Annotated in this window: 17 protein-coding genes and 2 pseudogenes; 15 read left to right on the forward strand and 4 right to left on the reverse strand. The window is 68.5% G+C overall.

Translation table 11 applies throughout. From position 1 onward, the window contains the following. Window positions 1-94 precede the first annotated feature (94 nt). Entirely contained in the window at window positions 95-1,405 is a 1,311-nt protein-coding gene (locus P2424_RS06855; RefSeq protein WP_276474891.1) for an NYN domain-containing protein, read from the reverse strand. 211 nt (window positions 1,406-1,616) lie between these two features. On the opposite strand from P2424_RS06855, the gene P2424_RS06860 reads away from it, so the two are divergent. After that, on the forward strand, window positions 1,617-1,772 hold the full coding sequence (locus tag P2424_RS06860; RefSeq protein WP_276474892.1) for a hypothetical protein: 156 nt from the start codon (window positions 1,617-1,619) through the stop codon (window positions 1,770-1,772). A 210-nt stretch (window positions 1,773-1,982) separates the two neighbouring features. Here P2424_RS06860 and dnaE read toward each other — a convergent pair whose 3' ends face one another. Continuing rightward, window positions 1,983-5,528, reverse strand: a complete 3,546-nt coding sequence (dnaE, locus tag P2424_RS06865; RefSeq protein ID WP_276474893.1) for a DNA polymerase III subunit alpha — start codon at window positions 5,526-5,528, stop codon at window positions 1,983-1,985. Window positions 5,529-5,737: 209 nt separating this feature from the next. On the opposite strand from dnaE, the pseudogene P2424_RS06870 reads away from it, so the two are divergent. The 8 genes and pseudogenes from P2424_RS06870 to P2424_RS06905 form a co-directional block, all read left to right on the forward strand. After that, window positions 5,738-6,076, forward strand: a pseudogene (locus P2424_RS06870) (DUF2252 family protein); the annotation flags it as partial. An 81-nt stretch (window positions 6,077-6,157) separates the two neighbouring features. After that, the gene (locus P2424_RS06875) at window positions 6,158-7,654 is read left to right on the forward strand and encodes a recombinase family protein (protein WP_276478855.1); all 1,497 of its coding nucleotides are present in this window, start codon (window positions 6,158-6,160) and stop codon (window positions 7,652-7,654) included. A gap of 1,593 nt (window positions 7,655-9,247) precedes the next feature. Further along, window positions 9,248-9,724, forward strand: coding sequence for a hypothetical protein (locus P2424_RS06880; RefSeq protein WP_276474894.1), 477 nt, complete (start codon window positions 9,248-9,250; stop codon window positions 9,722-9,724). Between the two features lie 654 nt (window positions 9,725-10,378). Next, window positions 10,379-10,624 (forward strand): hypothetical protein, encoded by a 246-nt coding sequence (locus P2424_RS06885; protein WP_276474895.1) that lies wholly within the window; start codon window positions 10,379-10,381, stop codon window positions 10,622-10,624. 104 nt (window positions 10,625-10,728) lie between these two features. Further along, window positions 10,729-10,971, forward strand: coding sequence for a hypothetical protein (locus P2424_RS06890; RefSeq protein ID WP_276474896.1), 243 nt, complete (start codon window positions 10,729-10,731; stop codon window positions 10,969-10,971). Then, on the forward strand, window positions 10,968-11,441 hold the full coding sequence (locus tag P2424_RS06895; protein WP_276474897.1) for a hypothetical protein: 474 nt from the start codon (window positions 10,968-10,970) through the stop codon (window positions 11,439-11,441). Before P2424_RS06890 ends, P2424_RS06895 begins: the two co-directional genes overlap by 4 nt. 913 nt (window positions 11,442-12,354) lie before the next feature. Then, on the forward strand, window positions 12,355-12,780 hold the full coding sequence (locus P2424_RS06900; protein WP_276474898.1) for a P27 family phage terminase small subunit: 426 nt from the start codon (window positions 12,355-12,357) through the stop codon (window positions 12,778-12,780). Between the two features lie 310 nt (window positions 12,781-13,090). Further along, window positions 13,091-13,876 (forward strand): hypothetical protein, encoded by a 786-nt coding sequence (locus tag P2424_RS06905; RefSeq protein ID WP_276474899.1) that lies wholly within the window; start codon window positions 13,091-13,093, stop codon window positions 13,874-13,876. A gap of 573 nt (window positions 13,877-14,449) precedes the next feature. On the opposite strand, the gene P2424_RS06910 is transcribed toward P2424_RS06905, so the two are convergent. Further along, window positions 14,450-15,541, reverse strand: a complete 1,092-nt coding sequence (locus P2424_RS06910) for a helix-turn-helix transcriptional regulator (protein ID WP_276474900.1) — start codon at window positions 15,539-15,541, stop codon at window positions 14,450-14,452. A 732-nt stretch (window positions 15,542-16,273) separates the two neighbouring features. Beyond that, window positions 16,274-16,465: a hypothetical protein gene (locus P2424_RS06915; protein ID WP_276474901.1), complete on the reverse strand. Its 192-nt coding sequence runs from the start codon at window positions 16,463-16,465 to the stop codon at window positions 16,274-16,276. A gap of 42 nt (window positions 16,466-16,507) precedes the next feature. Here P2424_RS06915 and P2424_RS06920 point away from each other — a divergent pair. The 6 genes and pseudogenes from P2424_RS06920 to P2424_RS06945 all read left to right on the forward strand — a co-directional run. Then, a pseudogene (locus P2424_RS06920) lies at window positions 16,508-17,527 on the forward strand (DUF2252 family protein); the annotation flags it as partial. A 201-nt stretch (window positions 17,528-17,728) separates the two neighbouring features. Beyond that, window positions 17,729-18,430: a hypothetical protein gene (locus P2424_RS06925; RefSeq protein ID WP_276474902.1), complete on the forward strand. Its 702-nt coding sequence runs from the start codon at window positions 17,729-17,731 to the stop codon at window positions 18,428-18,430. A 44-nt stretch (window positions 18,431-18,474) separates the two neighbouring features. After that, window positions 18,475-19,236 (forward strand): thioredoxin domain-containing protein, encoded by a 762-nt coding sequence (locus P2424_RS06930; RefSeq protein WP_276474903.1) that lies wholly within the window; start codon window positions 18,475-18,477, stop codon window positions 19,234-19,236. Window positions 19,237-19,316: 80 nt separating this feature from the next. Next, a complete protein-coding gene (locus P2424_RS06935; protein ID WP_276474904.1) occupies window positions 19,317-20,996 on the forward strand; it encodes an alkaline phosphatase D family protein in 1,680 nt (559 codons plus the stop codon). 24 nt (window positions 20,997-21,020) lie between these two features. Further along, entirely contained in the window at window positions 21,021-22,640 is a 1,620-nt protein-coding gene (locus P2424_RS06940) for a serine/threonine protein kinase (RefSeq protein ID WP_276474905.1), read from the forward strand. Between the two features lie 178 nt (window positions 22,641-22,818). Next, window positions 22,819-23,556, forward strand: a complete 738-nt coding sequence (locus P2424_RS06945) for a hypothetical protein (protein WP_276474906.1) — start codon at window positions 22,819-22,821, stop codon at window positions 23,554-23,556. The last annotated feature ends 20 nt before the right edge of the window (window positions 23,557-23,576 follow it).

The raw sequence follows: 23,576 nt of genomic DNA on the forward strand, positions 1-23,576 counted from the left end.
CGGCCGGTGGCGGCACGGTGCGGAGGCGGAGCCGAGACCGGACCGCGGCGGGTGCACGGCCGTCCCGGCCGGCTGAACGCGATGCACCGGGAGGTCAGTCACCGGCCGGCGCGCGCTCGGCCGAGGCGCCGGAACGGGCGTCGACCTCACGCCAGAAGCCCGCCCGGATCGCGTACCGGTCGTGCTCGTCGATCTGGTCGTCCTTGTGTGCGAGCAGACCGAACCGGGCCGCGTAGCGGAGCAGCTCCCCGTCGATCCGGTGCGGGATGCGGGGGTACTCGGCGGAGAGCTGGTTCAGATGCTGCTCGCTGATCAGCCGCTCGGTCCAGCGGCGCGCGAAGACCTGACCGACCTCGAAGGGGTCGCCGCTGACGGCGGTGATGTCCTCCTCGCGGTCCGCCCAGCGCTGCTCGGCGGTGGTGAGCTGGGCGAGCATCGGCAGGGCCGCGGTCTCGGGCGGCTCGCCGGATGCCGACCGCTCGACCCAGCCGCGTTCGGACGACCAGCGCAGCGTGGCCCCCGGCGGTCCGGCGGGCGGCTGCGCCTGCTGCCCCTGGCGGCCGAGGTCGGCCAGATCCTTGGGAGTGGGCACTCCTTCGCTCCGCTGCGGAGGGTGCCCGGCAGCGGGCCGCTCGGCGTCCTCGCCATCGTCCTCGGTCGGGGGCTGCGGCTCGGCGCCCTCGTCCTCCCCTGGCGGCCGGGCGGACGGGGCGGGGGGCGCGGAGGCGCGGTGGCCCGCGGAACCGTTCTTGCCGCTCTCCGGCAGGGGAGCGGAGAGGATCGCGGCGATCTCCGGGCGGGGGGCGGGCTGGGGTGCGCAGGGCGCGGAGAGGTCCTTGGCCCGGACGACGGGGGTGATCCAGGTCCGGTCCAGTACGCGCCGCTCGTCGGCCTCGGCCACCAGGTCCTCGGACTGGTTGTAGTCCCCGTCGGCGGCCTGGACCGCCCACAGGTGGACGGCCACCCCGTGCTCCTTCGCGGACATCAGCCCCGGCAGCAGATCGCCGTCGCCGGTCACCAGCACGATGTCGGAGCAGGCCCGGTTGCGGGCGAGTTCGGTCAGCTCCGCGTGCATGGCGGCGTCCACGCCCTTCTGCGCCCAGCGGCCGTCGCTGCGGGTGAGGGCCCCGAGCCGTACGGTCACCCGGGGCATCACGCGCAGCCTGCGATGCTCGGGCTGCGGCACCCGGTCCGGGGCACCGTCGAACCAGTAGATGCGCAGCAGCGCGCACTGGGTGTCGGCCTCCGCCTGCCGCCGGAGGGACCGGATGAGACCTGCGTGGTCGACGGTGATGCGCGAGCGGGCGGGTTCGCCGGCCAGCAGGCTGGCGGCGGCGCCCAGCAGATATCCGGCGTCCACCAGGACGACGCAGCGGTCCACGACGTTCCACCCACTCTCGGTCATGCCATCCAGCCGAGGCTGTGCCTTCGCGTGCCGGCCGTTCCCCGTGTCCTTCGAGTCTGCCCGACCATGCGGGGGTTATCAGCCGGAACTCGATCATCGGCGTGGCGCCCACCCGGGGTAATTGTCCGACATGCACAGTATTTCCGGTCATGCGAATCTGAACGGGAGGACCCTCTCGTTCGGAGACGGACCTCCGTCGCAGGAGGCGCACATGGCGAGGAACAAGAACCGTCAACCGGCCCGGGAATCCCGCACCGCGGAGGAGCAGCAACGGGAGCGGGAGCGCGCGAAGTCGGCCGCCGCCGAGCGGACACCCCCCAACGGCGCCGCCCGCAAGGGCCGGGAACGCCGCTTCGGCCACAACTGAGCGACCTGGGCCACCGGGCCCGTCCGGGCGCGCCCTCGTGCCCTGTCCGCAGTTGCCGCGGACCGGGCACGAGGGGTGACCACGCCGGGTGCTTGCCCGGGGCGCCCGGCGAGCGGTGGGCGGCGAACGGCGGTGGCGAGCGGCGCCCCGGCGGACCGGCGCCCGGCCGCAGCGCGCTCGGAGGTCCGGGGCTCCTCCGGATTTCCGGCCTCAGCCCGCCAGACAGGCGGGGCCCAGCAGTTCCTTCAGGTCGCCGAAGAGCGCGGGGTCGGGGGTGACCCGGTGCCGGTCCAGCCGCAACACCGTGGTCTTACGCGCCCCCTCCAGCCGGACCCGCACCTCGCTGGCGCCGCGGTGCTGGGTCAGCACATAGCCCAGCTTCTCCACCAGCGGGGGCGTCACCTTGACGGTGGGGATGGTGATGGTGACCGGCGCGGTGGCGGACGCCTCGCTCAGGTCGGGGACCTGAAGCTCCATGGCGACGAGCCGGGGCACGTCCTCCCGCTTGTCCAGCCGCCCCTTGACGAACACGATGGCGTCCTCCACCAGCTGCGTGGAGACCAGTTGGTAGGTGGCGGGGAAGAACATGCAGTCGATGGAGCCGGCCAGATCCTCCACGGTGGCGATGGCCCAGGCGTTGCCCTGCTTGGTCATCTTGCGTTGCAGGCCGGAGATGATGCCGCCGATGGTGACGATGGAACCGTCGGAATAGTCGCCGCCGGTCAGCTGGGCGATGGCCGCGTCGGCCTTCTCGTTGAGAACGTGCTCCAGGCCGAAGAGCGGATGGTCGGAGACGTAGAGACCGAGCATCTCCCGCTCCTGGGCGAGCAGATAGGTCTTGTCCCACTCCTCCTCGGAGAACTGCACGTCCAGGCCGAAGCCGGGGCCGGAGTCGGTCGCGTCGTCCCCGCCGAGGTCACCGAAGAGGTCGAACTGCCCCTCGGCCTCCTTCCGTTTGACCTGCACCACGTTGTCGATCATCGGCTCGAACTGCGCGGTGAGGCCCTTGCGGGTGTGCTGCATCTCGTCGAACGCCCCGGCCTTGATCAGGGACTCGACGGTGCGCTTGTTGCAGACGACGGCCTCGACCTTGTCCAGGAAATCCGGGAAGGAGGAGTACTTGCCCTTCGCCTTGCGGCACTTGACGATCGAGTCGACGACGTTCTGGCCCACGTTCCGCACCGCGGTGAGACCGAAGACGATGGTGGTGTCGTCCTTGGAGGTGAAGTTCGCCTCCGACTCATTCACGTTGGGCGGCAGCACCTTGATGCCCATCTTGCGGCACTCGTTGAGGTAGACGGCCGACTTGTCCTTGTCGTCGCGCACCGAGGTGAGCAGCGCGGACATGTACTCCGCGGGGTAGTTGGCCTTGAGATAGGCCGTCCAGTAGGTGACCAGCCCGTAGGCGGAGGAGTGCGCCTTGTTGAAGGCGTACCCGGCGAAGGGGACCAGCACGTCCCAGACGGCCTGGATGGCGCCGTCCGAGTAGCCGTTGTCCCGCATGCCCTTCTGGAAGTTCACGAACTCCTTGTCGAGAACCTCCTTCTTCTTCTTGCCCATCGCCCGGCGCAGCAGGTCGGCCTGGCCCAGTGAGTAGCCGGCGAGCACCTGGGCCGCCTTCTGCACCTGCTCCTGGTAGACGATCAGGCCGTGCGTGATGTCGAGGACGTCCTTGAGCGGCTCCTCCAGCTCCGGGTGGATCGGCGTGATCTCCTGCTGGCCGTTCTTCCGCAGCGCGTAGTTGATGTGGGAGTTCATCCCCATCGGGCCGGGGCGGTACAGGGCCGAGACCGCGGAGATGTCCTCGAAGTGGTCGGGCTTCATCATGCGCAGCAGGGAGCGCATGGGGCCGCCGTCGAACTGGAAGACGCCGAGGGTGTCGCCGCGGCACAGCAGCTCGAACGCCTTGGGGTCGTCCAGCGGCAGGTCGAGGAGCTTGAGGTCGACGCCCTTGTTCTTGCGGATCATCTTGACCGCGTCGTCCATGATGGTGAGGTTGCGCAGCCCCAGGAAGTCCATCTTCAGCAGGCCGAGCGACTCGCAGCTGGGGTAGTCCCACTGGGTGACGACCGTGCCGTCGTTCTTCGGCGAGAAGATCGGCGCGTGGTCGATGACCGGCTCGCTGGACATGATGACGCCCGCCGCGTGCATGCCCATCTGGCGCACCAGGCCCTCGATGCCCATGGCGGAGTCGATGACCTTCTTGACATCCGGCTCGTTCTCGTACATCCCGCGCACCTCGCCCGCCTCGCTGTAGCGGGGGTGGTTCGGGTCGGTGATGCCGGAGAGCGGGATGCCCTTGCCGAGCACGTCGGCGGGCATCGCCTTGGTGATGCGGTCACCCATCGCGTAGGGGTAGCCCAGCACCCGGGAGGCGTCCTTGATGGCGGCCTTCGCCTTGATCGTGCCGTAGGTGCCGATCATGGCGACCTTGTCGGCGCCGTACTTCTCCGTGACGTAGCGGATCACGTCGCCGCGCCGGCGCTCGTCGAAGTCGATGTCGACGTCGGGCATGGTGACGCGCTCGGGGTTGAGGAACCGCTCGAAGATCAGCCCGTGGGTGACGGGGTCGAGGTCGGTGATGCCCATGGCGTAACTGACGATCGAGCCCGCGGCCGAGCCGCGGCCCGGACCGACCGCGATGCCGTTGTCCTTGGCCCAGTTGATGAAGTCGGCGACCACCAGGAAGTACCCGGGGAAGCCCATGTCGATGATGACCTTCATCTCGTAGTCCGCCAGCTCCTGGCGGTCCTGGGGCACACCGCCGGGGAAGCGGCGGGCCATTCCGCGCCGGACCTCCTCGCGGAACCAGGAGATCTCGTCGTACCCCTCGGGCACGTCGAACTTCGGCATCAGGTTCTTGGGCTCGAACATGCCCTCGGTCTCGATGCGCTCGGCGATCAGCAGCTGCGTGTTGCGGCAGCCCGACTGCCAGGCCTCCGAGGAGTCGATGCCGTACATCTCCTCGGCGGTCTTGAGGTAATAGCCGGAACCGTCGAAGCTGAAGCGGTCCGGGTCCGAGAGGTTGCTGCCGGTCTGGATGCACAGCAGGGTGTCGTGCGCCGCCGACTCGCGCGCATAGGTGTAGTGCGAGTCGTTGGTGACCACGAAGGGCGCGTCGAGCTTCCGTGCGATGCGCTCCAGGCCGTCCCGCGCCCGTTTGTCGATCTCGATGTCGTGGTCCATCAGCTCGACGAAGAAGTTCTCCTTGCCGAAGATGTCCTGGTACTCGCCGGCGGCCTGGAGCGCCTCCTCCTCCATCCCCAGCCGGATCTTGGTGCTCACCTCGCCGGAGGGGCAGCCGGTGGTCGCCATCAGGCCCTCGGCGTACTCGGCGAGCAGTTCGCGGTCCATCCTGGGCTTGCGGAAGAAGCCCTCCAGGCTGGCCCGCGACTGGGCGCGGAAGAGGTTGTGCAGCCCCGTGGCGTTCCTGGCCCACATCGTCATGTGGGTGTAGGCGCCGTTGCCGGACACGTCGTCCCGCTTCTGGTGCGGGGTGCCCCACTTGACCGGGCGGGTGTTCCGGCGGTGGTCGGGCGCCAGATACGCCTCGATGCCGATGATCGGCGTCACTCCGGCGTCCTTTGCGGAGTGGAAGAAGTCGTAGGCCCCGTGCAGATTGCCGTGGTCGGTCATCGCGATATGTGACATGCCCATCTCATTGCAGGCGTTGAACATGTCCTTGAGCCGGGCCGCACCGTCGAGGAGCGAGTACTGCGTGTGCACATGCAGATGAGTGAAGGGGTTGTCACTCACGACGAGGCCACCTCCGGGCGCGGGTCTTCAGGGGCGAGGGGGAAGTCTACGGGCCGCCGCCGACAGTCCCCGAAGACCCGTCCGGGCCCTGCGGAGCACCGGTCCGCACCGCGCAGAACCCTCCTGGCCCCCGACGGCGACGGCGTAGGTTGGACACTCGGTTCGTCATACACCGGTTTCGGTTCCCTACCGCCCTACGGAGCGCACCCATGAGCACGGCAGGCCAGGCAGCAGAACGCGGCGAGACCATTCTGGAGGTCTTCGACACGGCCTTCGGCGACCTCCTCGCCGCCGATCCGGCGGCCTTCCGGACCAAGTTCCGCAAGATGGCGGCCTCCGCCTTCGCCTTCTACCGGGGCACCGCCTGCCTCTTCTACGCCGACCTGACGGCACCCGGCAGCCCCTACGGACCGGGTGCGGACAGCGGCCCCTTCCTCGACGAGCGCACCAGCCGGGTATGGATACACGGCGACCTGCACGCCGAGAACTTCGGCACCTACATGAACGCCCACGGCCGGGTGCTCTTCAACGTCAACGACTTCGACGACCCGAAGCACCAGTAGTACAGTTGCCACCCCAGTTGCCGCAACCCCCGGGGAGGGACCGTGAGCACGCAACGTGCCGCACGTGTGTGGGTATACGCACGACTCAGCAGAACAACAGAGGCATCGACATCCGTGGAACGCCAGCTCAGAGACGGTAGGGAGCTGGCAGAGCGACGCTGGCCAACGGCACCGGTATTCGAGATCACCGATGATGACGTGAGTGGCGCCGTGGACCCCGCGAAGCGGGAAGGATTCGGCGCCGTTATGCGTAAGTGGCGCGATGGGGACGTAGTCGTGTTCTGGAAAGTCGACCGATTGGCCCGGTCGCTTGTCGGGTTCGTAGACGTGATGCGCACAGCGCAGGCGGCCGGGGTGGCACTGGTCTCCTGTCGGGACGCGTTCGATCTCTCAACACCGGACGGGCGCATGCAGGCCCAAATCCTTGCCGTTTTCGCAGAGTACGAGCGCGAAATGGTGAAAACCCGGGTCGGCAGTATGCGCAGGCACCTGCACGCACAGGGCAAATGGACCGGTGGCAGGGCGCCATACGGTCTCACGAGCGCTCCGCATCCGTCCGGGCAGGGACGAGTGCTCGTACGCGACGAAGAAGCCGCAGAAGTCGTGAGAGAGATCGTGGCGCGTGTACTCGCAGGTGACGCGATCACCAGGATTGCCGCAGATCTGGAATCACGCGGTGTCCCGTCCCCCCGGATGCGGACGAGCACGAAGGCAGAACCCCGGAAATCGGCGTGGAACAGTCGAGGAATCCGGGTTGTGCTGGAGTCCCCTACAATCGTCGGTCACCAAACCGACCCGCAGACAGGTCGGCTGGTCAGAGAAGGCGGCCTTCCTGTGCAGGTATGGGAGCCGATTGTCAGCGTGCCGGAACAGCAGCAGGCGTTGGCATCGCTTCCCGCTGTGACAGGACGTGCGGCACCACGTGGCCATTTCTGGCTGTACGACGTGGCCAAGTGCGGAATCTGCGGCGGAAATCTCAAGCAATCCAACGGCGGGAAGTACCAGCCGGATGTGACCGTTCTCCGCTGCGCCGGTCCGCTGAAAGAGCGGCACCCGATCGTGACCGTGCGGCTCGATTCGCTCACGGAGTACGTAGACGAACAGGTCGGACACTGGCTCAAGCACGTCGACTACTCGAAACGTGAATGGGTTGGCGGACACGACACTGCGGCGGACCTACTCAAGCTGCGCACCTTCCTGGACGAGCTCGAAGCGGACCGAAAAGCGGGGCTGTACGAGGGTGCAGACGGCCGTAAGCGGTATCAGCGGCAGTATCTCGACACTCGGCAGGAGATCGAGGCACTGGAGTCCGTCCCTGCCGTGGAAAGCGGCTGGCGAGCTGTGAGCACCGGCAGGGAATTCGGCGAATTCTGGGATGGCTGGCATCGCGAGGAACGGGGAGACCGGCTTCGGAGCCTCGGAGTCACCGTTTCCGTGAACCGGCCGCCCACACCGCGCGCCCGCGTGCCGCTGAGTGAGCGAGCCGAGATCGAATGGGGCGCCATGTCCGACGCAGTCGAAGACCTTGAGGCGGTTGCCCGAGAGGACGAGTGGCCCGATTGATGTGACCCAGACCACTTAGCCAACCCTTAGCGGAGCGTCCATCGAACCGGGCGCTCCGCTTTCCTGTGATCTACACCACTCGGAAATAGGCGGATTCTCAGCCCCTACAGCAGAAGGGGGAGGGCGGGTTCGTCACCCCCCAACCAAAAAACGTCACAGCGGGGCGTAAACGTCACAGCAAAAGAGGGGGTATGACCTGCTGTTTTAAGCTTTTCAAGATCATCTGTGACGTTTCTACTGCCACAAAGGCATTAACCCTAGACGTGTTTGGGGTAAAGCCTGTGGCCACCCCCGATTCGTCACAGATGATCTTGAAATCGGTCATCTTCCCAGGTCAGGCCCCACTTTTTACTCTGCCTTGACCTTTCAAAACGTCACACCGGTACACCCACCTGCCGTTTCCGCAGGTCAGCGGCCTGCCAGCCCGCCCCCTCTTCGCTGCCCCGCTGCCGCATCGGCCGCAGGCTGCCAGGATGCCCAGGAAGCCCTCTGCGCGCCTATCTCCCGGCCTTGGGCGTGCTCCCCGGTACCTGGTGCCACCGACCCGCTCCCAGTGTCTCTCAGAGCCGTACAGAGGCTTCGGGGCCATACAGCGCTCCTGCGCCCCTTCCCGCTGTCGGACGGGGTCGAGCCGTAAGCACCACTTACGCCTACGAGCCACAGAACGCCCGCTATCACGGCCTCGGACCCTCTCCCCGGTACCGACTACCGGGGCAGCCGCCACAGAGCCTCACAGCAGCGCACAGGGCGTCTCTCGGGCCCACGCGCACGTGGGGAACATCCGCCGGGGTCAAGGGACATGCTGTCCCTTAACCACGCACCCACGCGTGCACGGGGAGCACGTCAAAGGGGGTTCCTTAACTTTGGTAGTGGGGCACGCACCCACGCGTGCACGGGGAGCACCGTGGCTAAATGCGGCGCCAGCCTCCATTTAGGAACGGGCCCACGCGCCCACACACGCGCCTCCCAGCGCGCCGGTGAAGAACTTCCTGCCCCTGGATAGCGAGGGGCCGAACGGCAGGAAGCGCACAGCCACCGCATTCCCGTCCCCGGGGTGCCCGCTGTCGCGCAGCTAAGCGGGGGTGTAGAACACCTCCCCACTAGTTAGTAGAGGGACGGATAGAGCGAACGACAGCTTCCACACCATCTGCCAATAGGGGGCACAGTGCCAACGAGCACACGCGTCTGTAAGTGGACCAAATGCGATCGGGCGCTCACGTTCCGACAGCTCCTGTTCTGCTCCCCTCAGTGTCGGGGCAAGGCATTCCGCGCCGAGGCATCCGAAGCCGCTGCGGCTGACCGTGCCGAGCGTCGCGCAGCCGAGTGCGCTGCTACCGGTTGTAGTAACCCGGTAAGCAGCCCCGGCCGTGCCGGGCGCATTGGGCGATTCTGTTCTCCCACTTGTCGGAAGCGACAGTGGGTGCGTGATCGGAAATCCGCGCAGGAAGACAACTCGAACTAGCCACCCCTTGCTGCCGCCCGTCGCGACCACACAACCAAGTCCCTAGACGGGACGCCGTACACACCACCCAACGGGGTCGGCCCAATCGCGGGTCGGCCCCCTTTCCATGCCCGAACAGAAGGATTCCCGCCATGAGTCATGACCTTTCCGCAGTTCACGACGACGTTCTGTACGACGCAGCGGTGAACGATCTCCGCAACTTCGGCATCCGTGCGTCCCGACCGGCCAACAGCGAACCGCAGAAGATCAATCGGAAGTCCCTCGCACGCGTCGCCTTCCTGCTGAGCGAAGGCGTAATGCCGTCCGGCTTTACCGGCACTGTGCTTGGTTCCGCAGACTGGACCGGCCCGGACGCGCCGGACATCAGCGGAATGCCCGCAGAGCTGCCCAAGTCGGTGAAGCTCCATGAAGATGGGCTCGGGCATACCGAGGTGTACCCGGCGATCAAGTTTGGCTTCCGCGTCTGCTGCCGTTCCGAGTGTGAGAACGAGTTCACCGTGAAGCGCGGCGCGCGCAGCAACGCGCGGTGGCCGGTGACGTGCTCCGCTGAGTGTCGCCGTCTTTGGCGCAATGAGCGGGATCGCGCGACGTACGCCAAGGGCATGTAGCGCGCAGCGCAGAGCTATCCGTCAAGTTGTAGATAGTGAAGGGTCGGGTGGTGTCGCCCTGCCTTGGCGTTGAGCGCTCCGGATATGCATGCTCCGTCAGGGCAACGTGCCCCCGTGCAGCCGCACCTCTCCACGGCTGTTCGGGGGCAACCCACTCCCTTCACCCCGCGCGCCCCCGCCAACTGCGCGCGCATCAACTGACGGACATACACAAGGGCCCGGTGTTAGCCGGTCGCACAGCCTCATCCTGTGGCGGGACGGGTGGCTGTGCGATCCGCTATCGCCGGGCCTTTCTGCGTTTGGAGCCCCCGCCCATGCCAAGCAACGCACCCACTTCCCGCGCCTCTTGGGACGACATCACTGAGGCAGGCCGCGCCGCTGGACAGTGGCCGTCTCGCCTAATGGATGAGACCGCAGAGGCAATCGAGACACTGCGTACGCTGCGCGACGACAAGCCGCGTGTGGCTGCCCTGCGCGCTGGAGTCGAATTCGTGCTCGATCAATTGGACGACGCTTGGGGGCAGGTTTTCTTGGAACTCGCCGCACGCCAAGAGAGCGATCCCCGATGACATCGCGGGAAGCTACCGAGATTCTGCGACGACTCAACGAGCGGTCGGCAAAGAAGGCCGCACAACCCAAAGAAGGGGCTGCACAGTGAACGACGATACGCGGGAAGCGCTGCATGCGTTCTTCGACACACACGCGTATGAGGTCCGGTCCTCCCGCGCTGCCATATGGCACGAGCGCGTTGTGAGCGCTGTATGCCGCCACTTCATGCGGGAGCGGCCCGATCTGGCCCAGCCGGACTCGAACGATGTCGCCGATGTTCTGGACGCACTCGGCTACCGAGTGACTGTCGACAACGGCAAGTTCGCATGGCGACGTCTTCGACTGACGTGACAGCGCCGACCCCCACACCGCGCGATCTGGCCCCCGCATTCGAGCGGTTGCGACGGCGCGCGGTCGTGTACAAGCACACCACCCACCGAAAGAGGTAGTCCCCAATGACTGACGAAACGCCCTGGTACATGCGCGGCACCTCGCTGAGCGCAGACGACCTCGGGAACGACGAGGCCCACAAGCGCTACGCGGACGGCCTCGCTGACAGCGCTAGTGAGGCGGCCGACGCCCTGTCGGATCACCTGCGCGACGCCGAGAAGCGCGGGGTGGACATTCCCGTGACCGAGAGGCTTGCGATGGGCTACGCCGCGAATGCGCGTGCCGCTGCTAGGGAGGTCGGCCGATGAATGCCGTTGAGAAGGCGCGAGAGGCTGCCCAGAAGGCCGCGCAGGCTCTCGCCGATGCGGAGCAAGCCGAAGCCGAGAAGGCCGCCCAGAAGGCCGCTGAGCACGCCGCCGCACAGCGTGAACTTGACATCGTTCTTCTCGCTGAGTGGGAGGCGGCGGACGCTGCGCTCTCGGACACGGGCGCTAGGAAGGCAGCCGACCTCGTCTACGAGGGCAAAGACCCGCTGCATGCGCTCGCCCAATTCCACGTCGCCCGCGCCAAGCGCAATGTGCTTCGAGAAGCGACACGCGCTGCATATCGGCGAGTGCATGGCGAAGAGCCGGACGCGCGGTTTGCCATGGAGTTGGCTATCCGTGACATGCGTCTCGTAGGCCAGCTTGAGAGCGCCATTCTCGGTGCTGCCGACCGTGGTGCCGCCGAGTTCGGCGACGAGCTCACGGCCAAGTACGTGGTGCCCCGTGGCGAATGACGCATTCGACCCCGGGCCGAACGGCGACTATCCGTTCTTTCCACGCGATTCCGAGGGACGTCCGTGTTTCGAGGGGGACGGCCGTGTACCGGTGAACGGCGCACCGATGCCTACCGGTATCCGGCGGCACTCCAGCGGAGCGGTCATCGACATCACCCCGCGAATGCCGGACGGGACTCCGATCGTGCCGCCGGTCATCGCACCGGAGTGAAGTAGTGCAAACGGCCACCCGTCGCCGGCTCGGGATGCCACGCCCTCTGACCTGCGAAGACACCCCCGGTGGTCGTTTGCTACCCCCTTTGCTTTGCGGCATCCCCCCTGCCCCCTGCCTGACCGTGCCTGCCCTGCCCCTGTGCCTACCGACACGTGTGTACGCAGGGGCAGGCCATTGCCAGTGCCAGTGTGCGTGCGTTGGGTATCTATCTCGCTGATAGTGCACAGCGTGTAGTCAGTATGTGTGCGCATGCGCATAGCGGCTTGTATTCACGGCATGCACGACGTGATGTCAGCAGCGCGCATGTAGCAATGAGACGCGACCGTGTCTCGCTGTGTTCCGACACGAACAGCACAGCGACGAGAGCCGATCGAACAAGCTGATCACGATTCACTCTCTCGACACATGCGCATGTGGCACACGCATTGCCTTGATCGAGTACATATGGCACCGATCACGAGCCATTCAGGGCCAAAATCTACGGTCTGAACGTCGAAATTCGACGTTCCGACAGCCAATTCCCCTGGGAATCACTGCCGTTTATAGCGACGTACACCCTGCCAGCGCATCACAACCCCCCTGCCCCTGGGGGGTGACCCCCTCCCACCTGAACGCCCGGTCGGCAGGGAGGGCGGCGTGTAGCACCGGGGGCCGCCACCTTTTTGGTGGCGCCGGAATCTGCGGCCCGAGAGGAACGAAATGCTTAACGAACCCGACTGGGCCGACGACTTCGGCCTGAACGACCGTGCGTCCGACGACGCTTCCGCCGCGTGGGCAAGAGTGGTCGCCGATATAGACATTCCGGCGTCCCAACAAGACGCCGCAGCCCAGTACTGCGTAGCCGTCGCCCGGATCGCCGAAGCGGAGCGGCACATCAGCGAGCACGGTCTCATCCTCACTGGCGCCAACGGTGGGCCCGTGAAGAACCCGGCCACGACGCTTATCAATATGTACGGCGCGGCTGCCCGCGCACACCAGAACGCGCTTGGGCTAACGCCGTATTCGGCAGCGCGTAACAAGGCAATGTCGAGGAACGCCAAGACGGTCGGCGACGACGAGTACCAGGACAGCGGGACGGTAGATCCCGAATTCGCGCGGCTGATCTCAGGATTCGACCGTGCGTGAATCGCCCGTCCTTACGCGGCTCCGCGCGTCGCTACGGGCCGCAAGCCATATCGACCGGACGACGGCGGAAGCACTTCGGCAGTTCGTCCGGCAGCAGCACGCCACCGGTGCGCTGTCAGACGGCGAACAGCACCTCGCTCTGACTTGGATATGGCTCGCGGCTCACGAGCCGTTCGCCGAGCACGACCCTGCCTGGCTCGATGCACTTCGACCCGAATAGCACGCCTGCCAGATGCGGCAGAGGCTTCCTGCAATACGGCCGTCCCTTCGGGGGCGGCCTTTCTCGTACCCACCTGAAAGGCACCCCGCCATGCTGAAGGCCCTTATACGGACGGCCCTTTGCGCTGTCGTCCCTGCCGCACTTCTTATGGCAGCGCCCGGTGAGATCGCGCTCGCGGAGTCCGCCGGGTGGTCGCCGATGTGGTCGCCGCTTATGCCGGTCATCCTGTCCGTCTATGCGGCTTTGACCGCAGGCATTGCCTCGGTCCGTCCGGACATCCGGTCGGCGAAGATTGGAGCCGCATTCTCTATGACCGTGGCGGTGTCCGCTCAGGTGACCGCGCACCTGTTGTCCGCCGATTACATGTCCGTCTCGCCCGGCCTCGTGGTCGCTGTGTCCGCGATACCGCCCGTAGTGGCCGGACACCTGCTTCATATGGCCGCATCTGTGGCCACGCCGCAGACGGCCACGGGAGCGCCTGAGAGCACCGCCCCGGTATCGGAGCCCAGCGAGACGCAGAACGGCGCTCAGGCAAGCGCGCAGCGCGCCCCGTGCACTTCGTTCGTCCCGCTTGCCGATCTCGTGGCCACGATCCCCTCAGATTCCCGTCCGGACATCTGCGCGGACACGTGGTCAATCGCCGATCTGCTGGCCACTTTCCCGGCCACCGAAGCGGACACCGCTATGGGCGACCTCGGACAGGTGGCCACCGGCGCGGACAACGGCCGACCGGACGCGGACACCATTCGAGCCGCTATCGCCGTGCTGTCCGCAAGTGGCCGGACAGTCACCGGGGAAGACTTGGCCGCACACTTCGGTGTGTCCGCCCGGACTGGACGCCGGTATCTTTCCAAGGCCACCGCAGGTGTTGTGTAGGCGCGGCAGCGACCGCGCGTACGAGATGGCCCCGGTCACGACCGGCGTCGCGAGTCGGGACACGGCCAGCCGAAATGGAGGCTGGCGCAGTATTTACCTGAGAGCCCCGGTCATTCCCACATGGGATTGGCCGGGGCCATCTGTGTTTGTGGAACCACGCGGGAGCGTCGTCGGCCTGAACGTCGTAGGTGCCAGTGCGGCGAATCGTGGGGAGGACTTCAGCAGTCACCCAAGCCTGGAAGGTGTCCGCGTTGGGTGACGTTGACCTAAGCACAACCAGGTACAGCCCCTGCTCGCTGATAACCGCGAGTCTTTGCGGCCCCCCGGGGGTCTGACAAACTGTCGTACCCTTGTGCTGCGGCTTGATGCTGCGCGTCAGATTGGACGCGTCTCTACGCCCCAACGCCTTCGCCACGTCGGCCGCGACGAACCACGGTTCGCCGTCGATCTCAACAGCGCGAAGGTGTGACGTTGTGACGTTCTGACCCCTAAAAAGTATTCTCTCTCTAACGCGTCTGGCTCTAAGCCTGTGACTACCCCCGGAACGTCACTTCGTCACGCACCCAGCGCCGTCTACGCGGCGCATTCCCGGGCGCTGTCAGCCAGCCACGCGGGCCCCTTCTCGCTGATGACGCGCAGCGAGGAGCGCAGACGGCGGGAATGCCGGTCGGACGACACGCGGCGAAGAATAGGGGCCATTCTCCGCAGTGCGTCGTCAACGTCGCGCCACGCGTGCAGCCGGACTAGCGTGTCCAACTCGCATACCAGCACGCCTAGTTCACGCCTTCCGCCGGTCAGGACTCCCGCAGTCGCGCGCTGTATGTATGGCAGCGCTTCGTGAGGGGAATCCAGCGCCAGCAGTGTCTCGCCGTGGTGCATGTCCACCTCGGCGCGGTCAATCCAGCGCAGATATTCGGGCACATCTTCCCGAACGGAGTCGTCTAGGCCACCTTCCGCGCGCTGTATCGCGTCCAATGCACGCGCCCTGTCACCGGTCATTGCGAGCGCCCGTGCGCGTCGCACGTGAGCCATAAGCGCCATATGCGGGCGGCTGCCTGTCCCACCCAGAATCTCTCCGGAAATGGCCAGCGATTCGCCGGGGGTTCCCCGGCCGATGCTGGCCATACACAGCATGTCGAGGATGAACGAGGACAGCGGCGCGTCCCCTGCCAGCCGGGAATGTAGCTGCGCGGACATGAAAGCGCTATGCGCTTCATCGTCCCGCCCTGCGTCGAACAGCAACCACCCGGCCACTTCACCCAACTCGGCGGCAACAGACAGTGCGAACTTGTCTTCCTCGCTGATCTCGGCTTGCGCGCTGCGCCAAACCTGTACGGCTGCATCGGCAACGTGATTCCCGCCGTGCGCGCTGCCGTGCCCCAACATCCAACCGGCGCGTCGCTGCGCTTCAATGTGCGGTGAATCGTCGGACGGTGAGAACGGGGCACCCGTAAGCACGTCGACGGAGATTCCCAGCGCGGCAGCGATGAATGGCAGCCATTCTCGGGGCTTCCTCTTTCCGGTCTCCCACCGGCTGATCTCCTGCCTGCCTACCGGGTCGCCTTGAACGCGTGCCTCTCGGCAGACGGCTCGTGCCAACTGCGGCTGCGTCCAGCCGAGTCTCGTCCGCTCGCGCCGGATGCTGGCGCCGACATCGGTCCCCATGCGTCCAGTGTGGCCTACATCGGGCCTACAGGGGGCCGCTATGCAGGCCCTTTCAGCCGATGGAGGGTCGACAGCGAGGACCCCCGCGACCGCGCGAACGGCCCGGGGGCTTGGCCGACACGAATGGAGCGTGCCGACGTGACTGACCATAGTCGACCCCCGCTGGAACCGGCAGTGATCCCCCTGCGCACTCGGCGGGACTGCAACGACTGCCAGACGTTCGTGACCCTGATTTGCCGCCACCCTGAGGGTGAGTCCGCGAGGAACCTTGCAACCGGGTACCACAAGCATCTGACGAGCCGTCATGGCTTCGCTGCGGCAGCCGCGTGGATCGTGATGCGCGCCGACATTGGGGAAGGTCTCGCATGAGCGCCAGCAAGGGAGACACCGTGCGCGTGAACGGCTCCGAGACGGCCTATCGGCTCATGTCGGTCGAGGACGTCCACGACTCGTCACGCAGGCCTGGGAAACAAGGCCCAGTGACCACCACGGCCTTTGTGCGCCCGCTGGCCGGTGGCCGGGAACGGGGTGTGCCGCTGGAGGATGTGCGGCTGGTGTGTGACCACCCCGGGAAGCTCACACAGGGTGCGGACGGTAGCCGTTGCCGACACTGCGACGCGTTGATCTACCCAGCATAGACTGTCGGAGCACAGCGAATACCCCCGGAGAATTCGGCTCTCCGGGGGTATTTGTGCCGATCAAGCTAGGTACCCCATGGCGGGGCACCCCCTGCTACACGCGACGCGCCATCACCACGGCGCCGTCGCCGCACTCGACCATGAGCACGTCGCCGTGCACCGCCCACTCTTCGACGCCGTCGTGGGCCCAAATCGCCGCCCAAGTGGCACAACGTGCGGCTTCACCCTCCGCGTAGGTGCGGGTCGGTCGGTACGGATGGCTAAAGGTCTCGGTGACCTCGAACATGACAGTGCCTCTCTCGTTGAGTCCCAACGTGCTTCCGGGCCCTTCGACGAGGCGTACGTGGGCCCCTTCGCCTGGGACCTCAAGCGCTTCGCGGCCTCCGTCGCCCTGCTGGGCTACAGCAAGGCGCTCAGCGACGAGCAGATCACCGCGCTGGTGACCACCTACGCCGACGCCTACCGCGACCGCATCCGGGACCTGGTCGAGGGGGTCTCGGAGAACGAGCCGCCCGCGCTCACCCTGGACACCGCGCGGGGCCCGGTGCTGGACGCGCTCCGCGCGGCACGCGCCAACACCCGCTTCGGGCTGCTGGGCACCATGACCGAGATCCGCGACTGGGAGCGGCGCTTCACCCCGGGCGGCGGCTCCGTCGAACTGGACGAGGAGACCCGGGCGGCCGTGCTGGCGTCCTTCGGCTCCTACCTGGAGACGCTCCCGGAGAGCGCGGATCGCAAGCAGCACGGCGCGCACCGGGTCAAGGACGTGGTGGGCCGCCGGGGCATCGGGATAGGCAGCGCGGGGCTGCCCTCGTACAACATCCTGCTGGAGGGGCACAGCGACGCCCTGGAGAACGACCTGGTCATCTACATGAAGCAGGCACAGACCCCGGCCGTCTCGCGGCACATCACCGACCCGGCGGTGCGCGACTACTTCCGGCACGAGGGCCACCGCACCGTCATCTCGCAGCGCGCGCTCCAGGCGCACGCCGACCCCTGGCTGGGCTGGACGGAGCTGAACGGCGCCGGCCAGCTGGTGGCGGAGGTCTCGCCCTACGCGGTGGATCTGGACTGGTCGGAGCTGTCGGACCCGGAGGAGATGTCGCAGGTCACAGCGGACCTCGCCCGGGCGACGGCGACGATGCACGCCGCCGCCGACGAGGCGGAGAGCGGGCACAGCCTGGTGCCCTTCTCGACCGAGCGCGTCATCCACGAGGCGATCTCCGCCGACGAGGAGGGCTTCCGCGCGCTGCTGGTGGACTTCGCCCACACCTACGGCGCCCGGGCCCGGCACGACCACCAGATCTTCGTCGACCTCTTCCGCAACGGCCGCATCGCCGGGATGTGAGGATCCCGGGGCTTCCAAGGGTGCTCCTGGGCCGCTGCGGGCCCCCGGGGGGTCGGGCCCCCGGGGGCCGGATCGGGCTCGGCAGCGGGCTCCGCGGGCCGACCGCCTGCCTCCGGAGCCGGGCGGGGCCGCCCGTGCGCCGGTGACCGGTTCCGGCCCTTCGCAGACTGCCGGGCCGCTCCCATGGCACACTCGGACCCCATGGGAACAGCAGGAGTACGGACGGTGCGGGCGGGGATCTTCACCGCCCTCTGCGTCGCCCTGTCCTCCGGAGCCCATGTACTGCTCTCCGGCTCCCCCGTTCCGCTGCGCCCCTTCCTGCTCGTCTCGGCGGCGGTCTTCGCCGCGGCGTTCGCGCTGGCCGGCCGGGAGCGGGGCTTCGCCCGGATAGCGGCGCTGCTGGTCCCGCTGGAGCTGGCGGCCGACACCGTCTTCACCACCGGCCGGCACGCCTGCTACGGGCAGGCGGGCGGACCGGTCACCGGGCCGCTGCGCTCGGTGGGCGTCGATCTGCTGTGCGGCGGCGGCAGCGTGGGCACGCCGCTGGCGCGGATGACCGCGCACGGCGGCCAGGTCACCGCCTACCCGGCGGGTGTGCACGGAGTGCCGGGCACGGCACTCCCCTGGCTGCTGCTGGCGGCGCATGTCGCAGCGGGCCTGCTGGCCGCCCTGTGGCTGCGCCGCGGCGAGGCGGCCGCGGCGCGGCTGCTGCGCGCAGCGGCCACCGGCGCGTTCCGTCCGCTGCGGATCGCGGTCGCCGCGGTCGGCGTCTTCCGCGACCCCGGCCCGGTGCTGCCGCCCCGGGCTTCCGCACCCGGCGCCCCGCCCGCACTGCCGCTGCTGACCCACTCCGTACACCGTCGCGGGCCGCCTGCCCGGACCGCCGTGGCACCGGCGGTCTGAGGAAGGTATCCCCCCGCGTACGGACATCGGAGAAGAAGACAGCCATGAGCAAGCGCAACAGCCAGGAAGCCAAGCGCGCGGCCCGCGAGCGGCTGCGCATCGAGCGCGAGAAGCAGGCGAAGAAGGAGCGGACCCGGCGGCAGCTGCTGGTCGCCCTCTCGGTCGTCGGAGTGCTGGCCGTGGTGGCCGGAATCGGGATCTTCGTCGCCAAGCTGAACAGCCAGGACTCCAACGACGACGGCATGTCCGTGACGACCGCGGGCGCCAAGGCGGAGAAGACCGTGGACGTCTACGAGGACCTGCGCTGCCCGGCGTGCGCCAGCTTCGAGCAGGCGATGGGCGAGCCGCTGCAGAAGGGCGCCGAGGAAGGCAAGTACAGGCTGCGTGTCCACCTCGGCGCCATCATCGACGGCAACATGGGCGGCTCCGGCTCCCGCAACGCGGCCCGCGCGCTGGGCGCCGCCAAGGCCGTGAGCGTCCAGGCGTTCGCGGACTACAAGGCGAAGCTGTACTCGGCCAAGTGGCACCCGGACGAGCAGGAGGACAAGTTCGCCGACAACGACTACCTGCTCAAGGTCTCGGACACGGTCCCGGAGCTGAAGGACAACAAGGCGTTCGAGAAGGCCGTCAAGAGCAAGAAGTACACCAAGTGGGCCAAGGACATGATCGCCAGCTTCAACGGCGCCGACGTCCAGAGCACTCCCACCGTCCGGATCGACGGTGAGCAGGTGCAGCCCCAGGACGTGCCCGCCAAGCTCAAGGAGCTGGGCGTGGACCTGAAGTCGGGCAAGGACGAGAAGAAGTAGCCGGCGGCGGCCGGGAGCGGCGAGGGGCGGACCGTGCGAGGTCTGCCCCTCGTTCGTACTCGTGCGTAACATGACCGCTCGTGACTTCTCCTCACTCGAGAACCGAACAGTCCCTGCCCGGCGGCGCGGCGACCGCGCCGCGGCGCCGCGCCGTGGTCGCCGCCGGCGCGGCCGGTGCCGCGCTGCTGCCGCTCGCGGGCGCCGTGCCCGCAGCGAGCGCGACCGACGCCGGTCCCTCCTTCGTGCACGGCGTCGCCTCGGGCGATCCGCTTCCCGACGGAGTGCTGCTGTGGACCCGGGTCACCCCTCAGCCCGGTGCCGTCCCCGGCTCGGGCCGGGGTGCCGCGGTCGAGGTGGCGTGGGAAGTGGCCGCGGACCGCGGATTCACCGACCGCGTGGCACACGGCACCGTGCGGGCCGAGGCCGCCTCCGACCACACCGTCAAGGCCGATGTGCGCGGACTGCGCCCGGCCACCACCTACTTCTTCCGCTTCACCGCCGGCGGCGTCCACTCGCCCACCGGTCGCACCCGTACCGCCCCGGCCGAGGGCGCGGAGGTCTCCGGGCTCCGCTTCGGGGTGGTCTCGTGCGCCAACTACGAAGGCGGCTGGTTCGCCTCCTACCGGCACCTGGCGGCCCGCTCCGACCTGGACGCGGTGCTGCACCTGGGCGACTACATCTACGAGTACGGGCACGGCGAGTACCCCACGGGGGACGCCGTCGTGCGGACCGTCCAGCCCGAGCACGAGATCGTCTCGCTCGCCGACTACCGGACCCGGCACGGCCACTACAAGGCGGACCCCGACCTGCGGGCGATGCACGCGGCGCACCCTCTCGTCGCGATCTGGGACGACCACGAGTTCGCCGACAACGCCTGGTCGGGCGGCGCCGTCAACCACGACCCGGAGGCGGAGGGCGGCTGGGCGCGACGGGTCGCGGCGGCGAAGCAGGCCTACTTCGAGTGGCTCCCGGTACGGCCCTCCACGGCCGGCACGACCTTCCGTCGGCTGCGGTTCGGGCAGTTGGCCGAGCTGCATCTGCTGGATCTGCGCTCGTTCCGCGACGCGCAGGCCGAGGTGGGGCACGGCCGGGACATCGACGACCCGGATCGCACCCTGACCGGGCGCAAGCAGCTGGACTGGCTGAAGAAGGGGCTGGCGGGCTCGCAGGCCCGCTGGAAGCTCGTCGGCAACCCGGTGATGATCTCCCAGGTGGCCTTCGGCTCCGTTCCGGCCAAGTTCCTCGGCCCGCTGGGCGAACTGCTCGGCGTTCCCAGGGAGGGGCTGGCCGTCAACACCGACCAGTGGGACGGCTACACGGACGACCGCCGCGAACTCCTCACCCATCTGCGCGACAACCGGATCACCGACACCGTCTTCCTCACCGGTGACATCCATATGAACTGGGCCAACGAGGTTCCGCTGCACGCCGCCGACTACCCCCGCGAAGCCCCGCTGGCAACGGAGTTCGTCATCACCTCCGTCACCTCCGACAACCTGGACGACACCCTGCACGTGGCCCCCGACACCCTCTCGGGCATCGCCGAGGCGGCCGTCCGCGCCGCCAACCGGCATGTGCGCTGGGTCGACATGGACTCGCACGGCTTCGGGGTGCTGGACGTGGACGCACACCGGGCGCAGATGGACTACTTCGTACTGTCGGACAAGGCGGACAAGAACGCGACCGCCGCGCTCCGCCGCTCGTACCGCACCGACTCCGGCTCACAGCGGATCGAACGGACGTATCACCCCCTGCGCTGAGCCGCACCGCCGTACGCTGACCCCATGGCAGGGGGCGAGCAGGGGAAGCAGGGGCACCTCGTCGACCGGCGTTTCGAACTGCTGGAGACGCTGGGAGCCGGGGGCATGGGAACGGTGTGGCGGGCGCGGGACGTCGCGCTGCACCGCGAGGTGGCGCTCAAGGAGGTCCGGCCCCCGTCGGCCGGGCCCGGCGGCCCCGGGGCGGCCCTGGAGGGGTCGGAGGGGTCCCGGGCGCTGCGCGAGCGCGTGCTGCGCGAGGCCCGGGCCCTGGCCCGGCTCAGCCATCCGCACGTGGTGACGATCCACCACATCGTGAACGAGGGTCCCTACCCCTGGCTCGTGATGGAGCTGGTGGACGGCCCCTCGCTGGAGCAGCGGCTGGCGGAGGGGCCGTTGGAGCCCCGCACCGCCGCCCGACTGGGCCGCGAAGTGCTCTCGGCGCTGCGCACGGCGCACGCCGCGGGTATCCAGCACCGCGATGTGAAGCCCGGCAACGTGCTGCTGCGCGGGGATGGTTCGGCGGTGCTCACCGACTTCGGCATCGCCGCGCTCCAGGACTCCGCCGCGGTGACGACCACGGGCGAGTTCCTGGGGTCCCCGGAGTTCGTCGCGCCGGAGCGGGTCCGCGGGGTGGACGACGACCCGGCCGGCGATCTGTGGTCCCTGGCACTGACGTTGTACGTGTGCACGGAGGGCCGCAGTCCGCTGCGCCGCGCCACCACGCTGGCCACCATCGCAGCGGTGCTCGACGACCCGGTGCCGCCGCCGGTACGCAGCGGCGCGCTGGCGCCGGTGCTGGCCGCGGTGCTCGTCAAGGATCCCGCGGCCCGGCCGGACGGGGCGGAGCTGGAGCGGATGCTGGCGGACGTCGCGGAGGGCCGGGCGGCGACGCCGTACCTGCCCACGGAGACGTCGATCCCGGTCCGGTCCCCCGGCGCACCTCCGGTGCCGCCGTCCGGAGCGGAACCGGAGGCGCCCGCCGCGATGCCTGCCGACGCGGGCGGGACGGCGCGGCGGCGGCGAGTCCGGTGGGCGGTAGCGGGCGGAGTGCTGGCGGCCGCGCTCGTCACCGGGGGCCTGTTCCTGACGGCCCGGCCGGGCGGCTCCCACGGTGCGGAGGCCGGAGCCGACGACGGCGGGGGCGGTGCGCGCCCGGCCCCGGCGGTGTCCGACGCGCAGGACGCCTCCTCCGCGCCGGAGACCAGCCCCTCCGCGGAGGAACGGGGTCCCAAGTCGACTCCGAGCCAGGAGCCGCAGCCGGAACCGGGCACGTCCTCGGCCCGGTCCAGTCCTCCGGCCGTATCCCCGGCCGGCACCTGGGTGGCACAGCTCGGTTCGGTCTCGAAGGCGGACGGCACCGGCGCGCGTGAGAAGATGCACGCCTCTTTGAGCCGCAAGGCCGACGGAGTGCGCTATCTCGACAGCGACGGCTTCGCCTCGCTGCGCGGGGGCTACTGGATGTTCTACAGCTCCGGACCCGCGGGCGGCTTCCCCGACGGGACGGCGGCGGCCTCCTGGTGCAGCGCACGGGGCCTCACCTCGTCGAACCAGTGCGTGGGCCGCTACGTCAGCGACGACGCGGCAGACCGTCCCTACATCTGCGCGCCCGGCGCCGCCCGGGGCACCGGGCGCTGCCACCGCTGAGCCGTCCGGTCGCCGCGGCGCGCGGGCGGGTTGGGCCGACCGGCGGCCGAGCGCCCTCCCTTCCGGCGGCAGCGGCCTGTCGCCGCCGCGGTCCGGGGCTCCTGTGCGTACGTTTTGGGGCATTCGACGCGTTGGACCCTGCGCCCCGAGGGCGCGTGATGCGGAGGTCGAGGAGACCATGGGCTGGACACGCGCACGGAGGACGGCAGCCGCGGCCGCGATCTCCGGACTGCTCGCACTCGTTCCGGCGGCACCGGCTGCACCGGCCGCACCGGCCGCCGGCAGCGCCGGGGAACAGGCGGGGCGCACGCCCTCGTCCGGGGCCGCGGAGGCGGAACCGGCCACCGCGCGGACCCCGCCGCCGCCCCGCCTGCCGCGGAACTTCAGCGGCAAGGGCAGGTGGATCGTCCGGGACCTGGGGATCGAGGTCCCGTTCCGTTGGGCGGGTCGCGACGGCGACAGCCAGATGGTGGCGGGCGGCCCGCAGTATCCGATCTGGTTCACGAACCTGATCTACCGCGGGACGCTCTACACACTCACCTACAAGTGGCCCGGGCTGACCGAGCACACCTGCTCGAAGATCCCCGGCTTCGACCGGGAACGGCTGAACGCACTGCTGGCCAAGGCACGGTTCGTCGGACGCGAGACCCTGGAGCGCACCCCGCGGCGGCAGGTGAACCACTGGCGGGTCGGGGTCGTCCTGCCGCAGCGGCCGCCGGGCAACCACCTGCGGTTCCCGCTCGCCCTCGGGGACGTCTACGTCGACCAGCGGGACCCCGGCACCTTCTGGCAGGTGCTCCAGTTCGGGGTCCAGAATCTCTTCGATCCCGAACTGGACGAGTGGCTGGTGATGAACACCTTCGCGCACCGTCCGGGAGAGGTGAAGCTGCCGCGGCGGTGCCGCACCGCCTCCTGAGCCTCCCCGGGCGGTGGGGA

It is taken from the genome of Streptomyces sp. WMMB303 (genome assembly GCF_029351045.1).
GTDB lineage: Bacteria > Actinomycetota > Actinomycetes > Streptomycetales > Streptomycetaceae > Streptomyces.

Bases quoted from the DNA above. Each gene is read 5' to 3' on its own strand.
- P2424_RS06905 (WP_276474899.1), top strand. From the start codon at position 13,091: ATGCTGAAGGCCCTTATACGGACGGCCCTTTGCGCTGTCGTCCCTGCC.
- P2424_RS06890 (WP_276474896.1), top strand. From the start codon at position 10,729: ATGACTGACGAAACGCCCTGGTACATGCGCGGCACCTCGCTGAGCGCA.
- P2424_RS06895 (WP_276474897.1), top strand. From the start codon at position 10,968: ATGAATGCCGTTGAGAAGGCGCGAGAGGCTGCCCAGAAGGCCGCGCAG.
- P2424_RS06855 (WP_276474891.1), bottom strand. From the start codon at position 1,405: ATGACCGAGAGTGGGTGGAACGTCGTGGACCGCTGCGTCGTCCTGGTG.
- P2424_RS06860 (WP_276474892.1), top strand. From the start codon at position 1,617: ATGGCGAGGAACAAGAACCGTCAACCGGCCCGGGAATCCCGCACCGCG.
- P2424_RS06915 (WP_276474901.1), bottom strand. From the start codon at position 16,465: ATGTTCGAGGTCACCGAGACCTTTAGCCATCCGTACCGACCGACCCGC.
- P2424_RS06880 (WP_276474894.1), top strand. From the start codon at position 9,248: ATGAGTCATGACCTTTCCGCAGTTCACGACGACGTTCTGTACGACGCA.
- P2424_RS06925 (WP_276474902.1), top strand. From the start codon at position 17,729: ATGGGAACAGCAGGAGTACGGACGGTGCGGGCGGGGATCTTCACCGCC.
- P2424_RS06940 (WP_276474905.1), top strand. From the start codon at position 21,021: ATGGCAGGGGGCGAGCAGGGGAAGCAGGGGCACCTCGTCGACCGGCGT.
- P2424_RS06930 (WP_276474903.1), top strand. From the start codon at position 18,475: ATGAGCAAGCGCAACAGCCAGGAAGCCAAGCGCGCGGCCCGCGAGCGG.
- P2424_RS06910 (WP_276474900.1), bottom strand. From the start codon at position 15,541: ATGGGGACCGATGTCGGCGCCAGCATCCGGCGCGAGCGGACGAGACTC.
- P2424_RS06945 (WP_276474906.1), top strand. From the start codon at position 22,819: ATGGGCTGGACACGCGCACGGAGGACGGCAGCCGCGGCCGCGATCTCC.
- P2424_RS06900 (WP_276474898.1), top strand. From the start codon at position 12,355: ATGCTTAACGAACCCGACTGGGCCGACGACTTCGGCCTGAACGACCGT.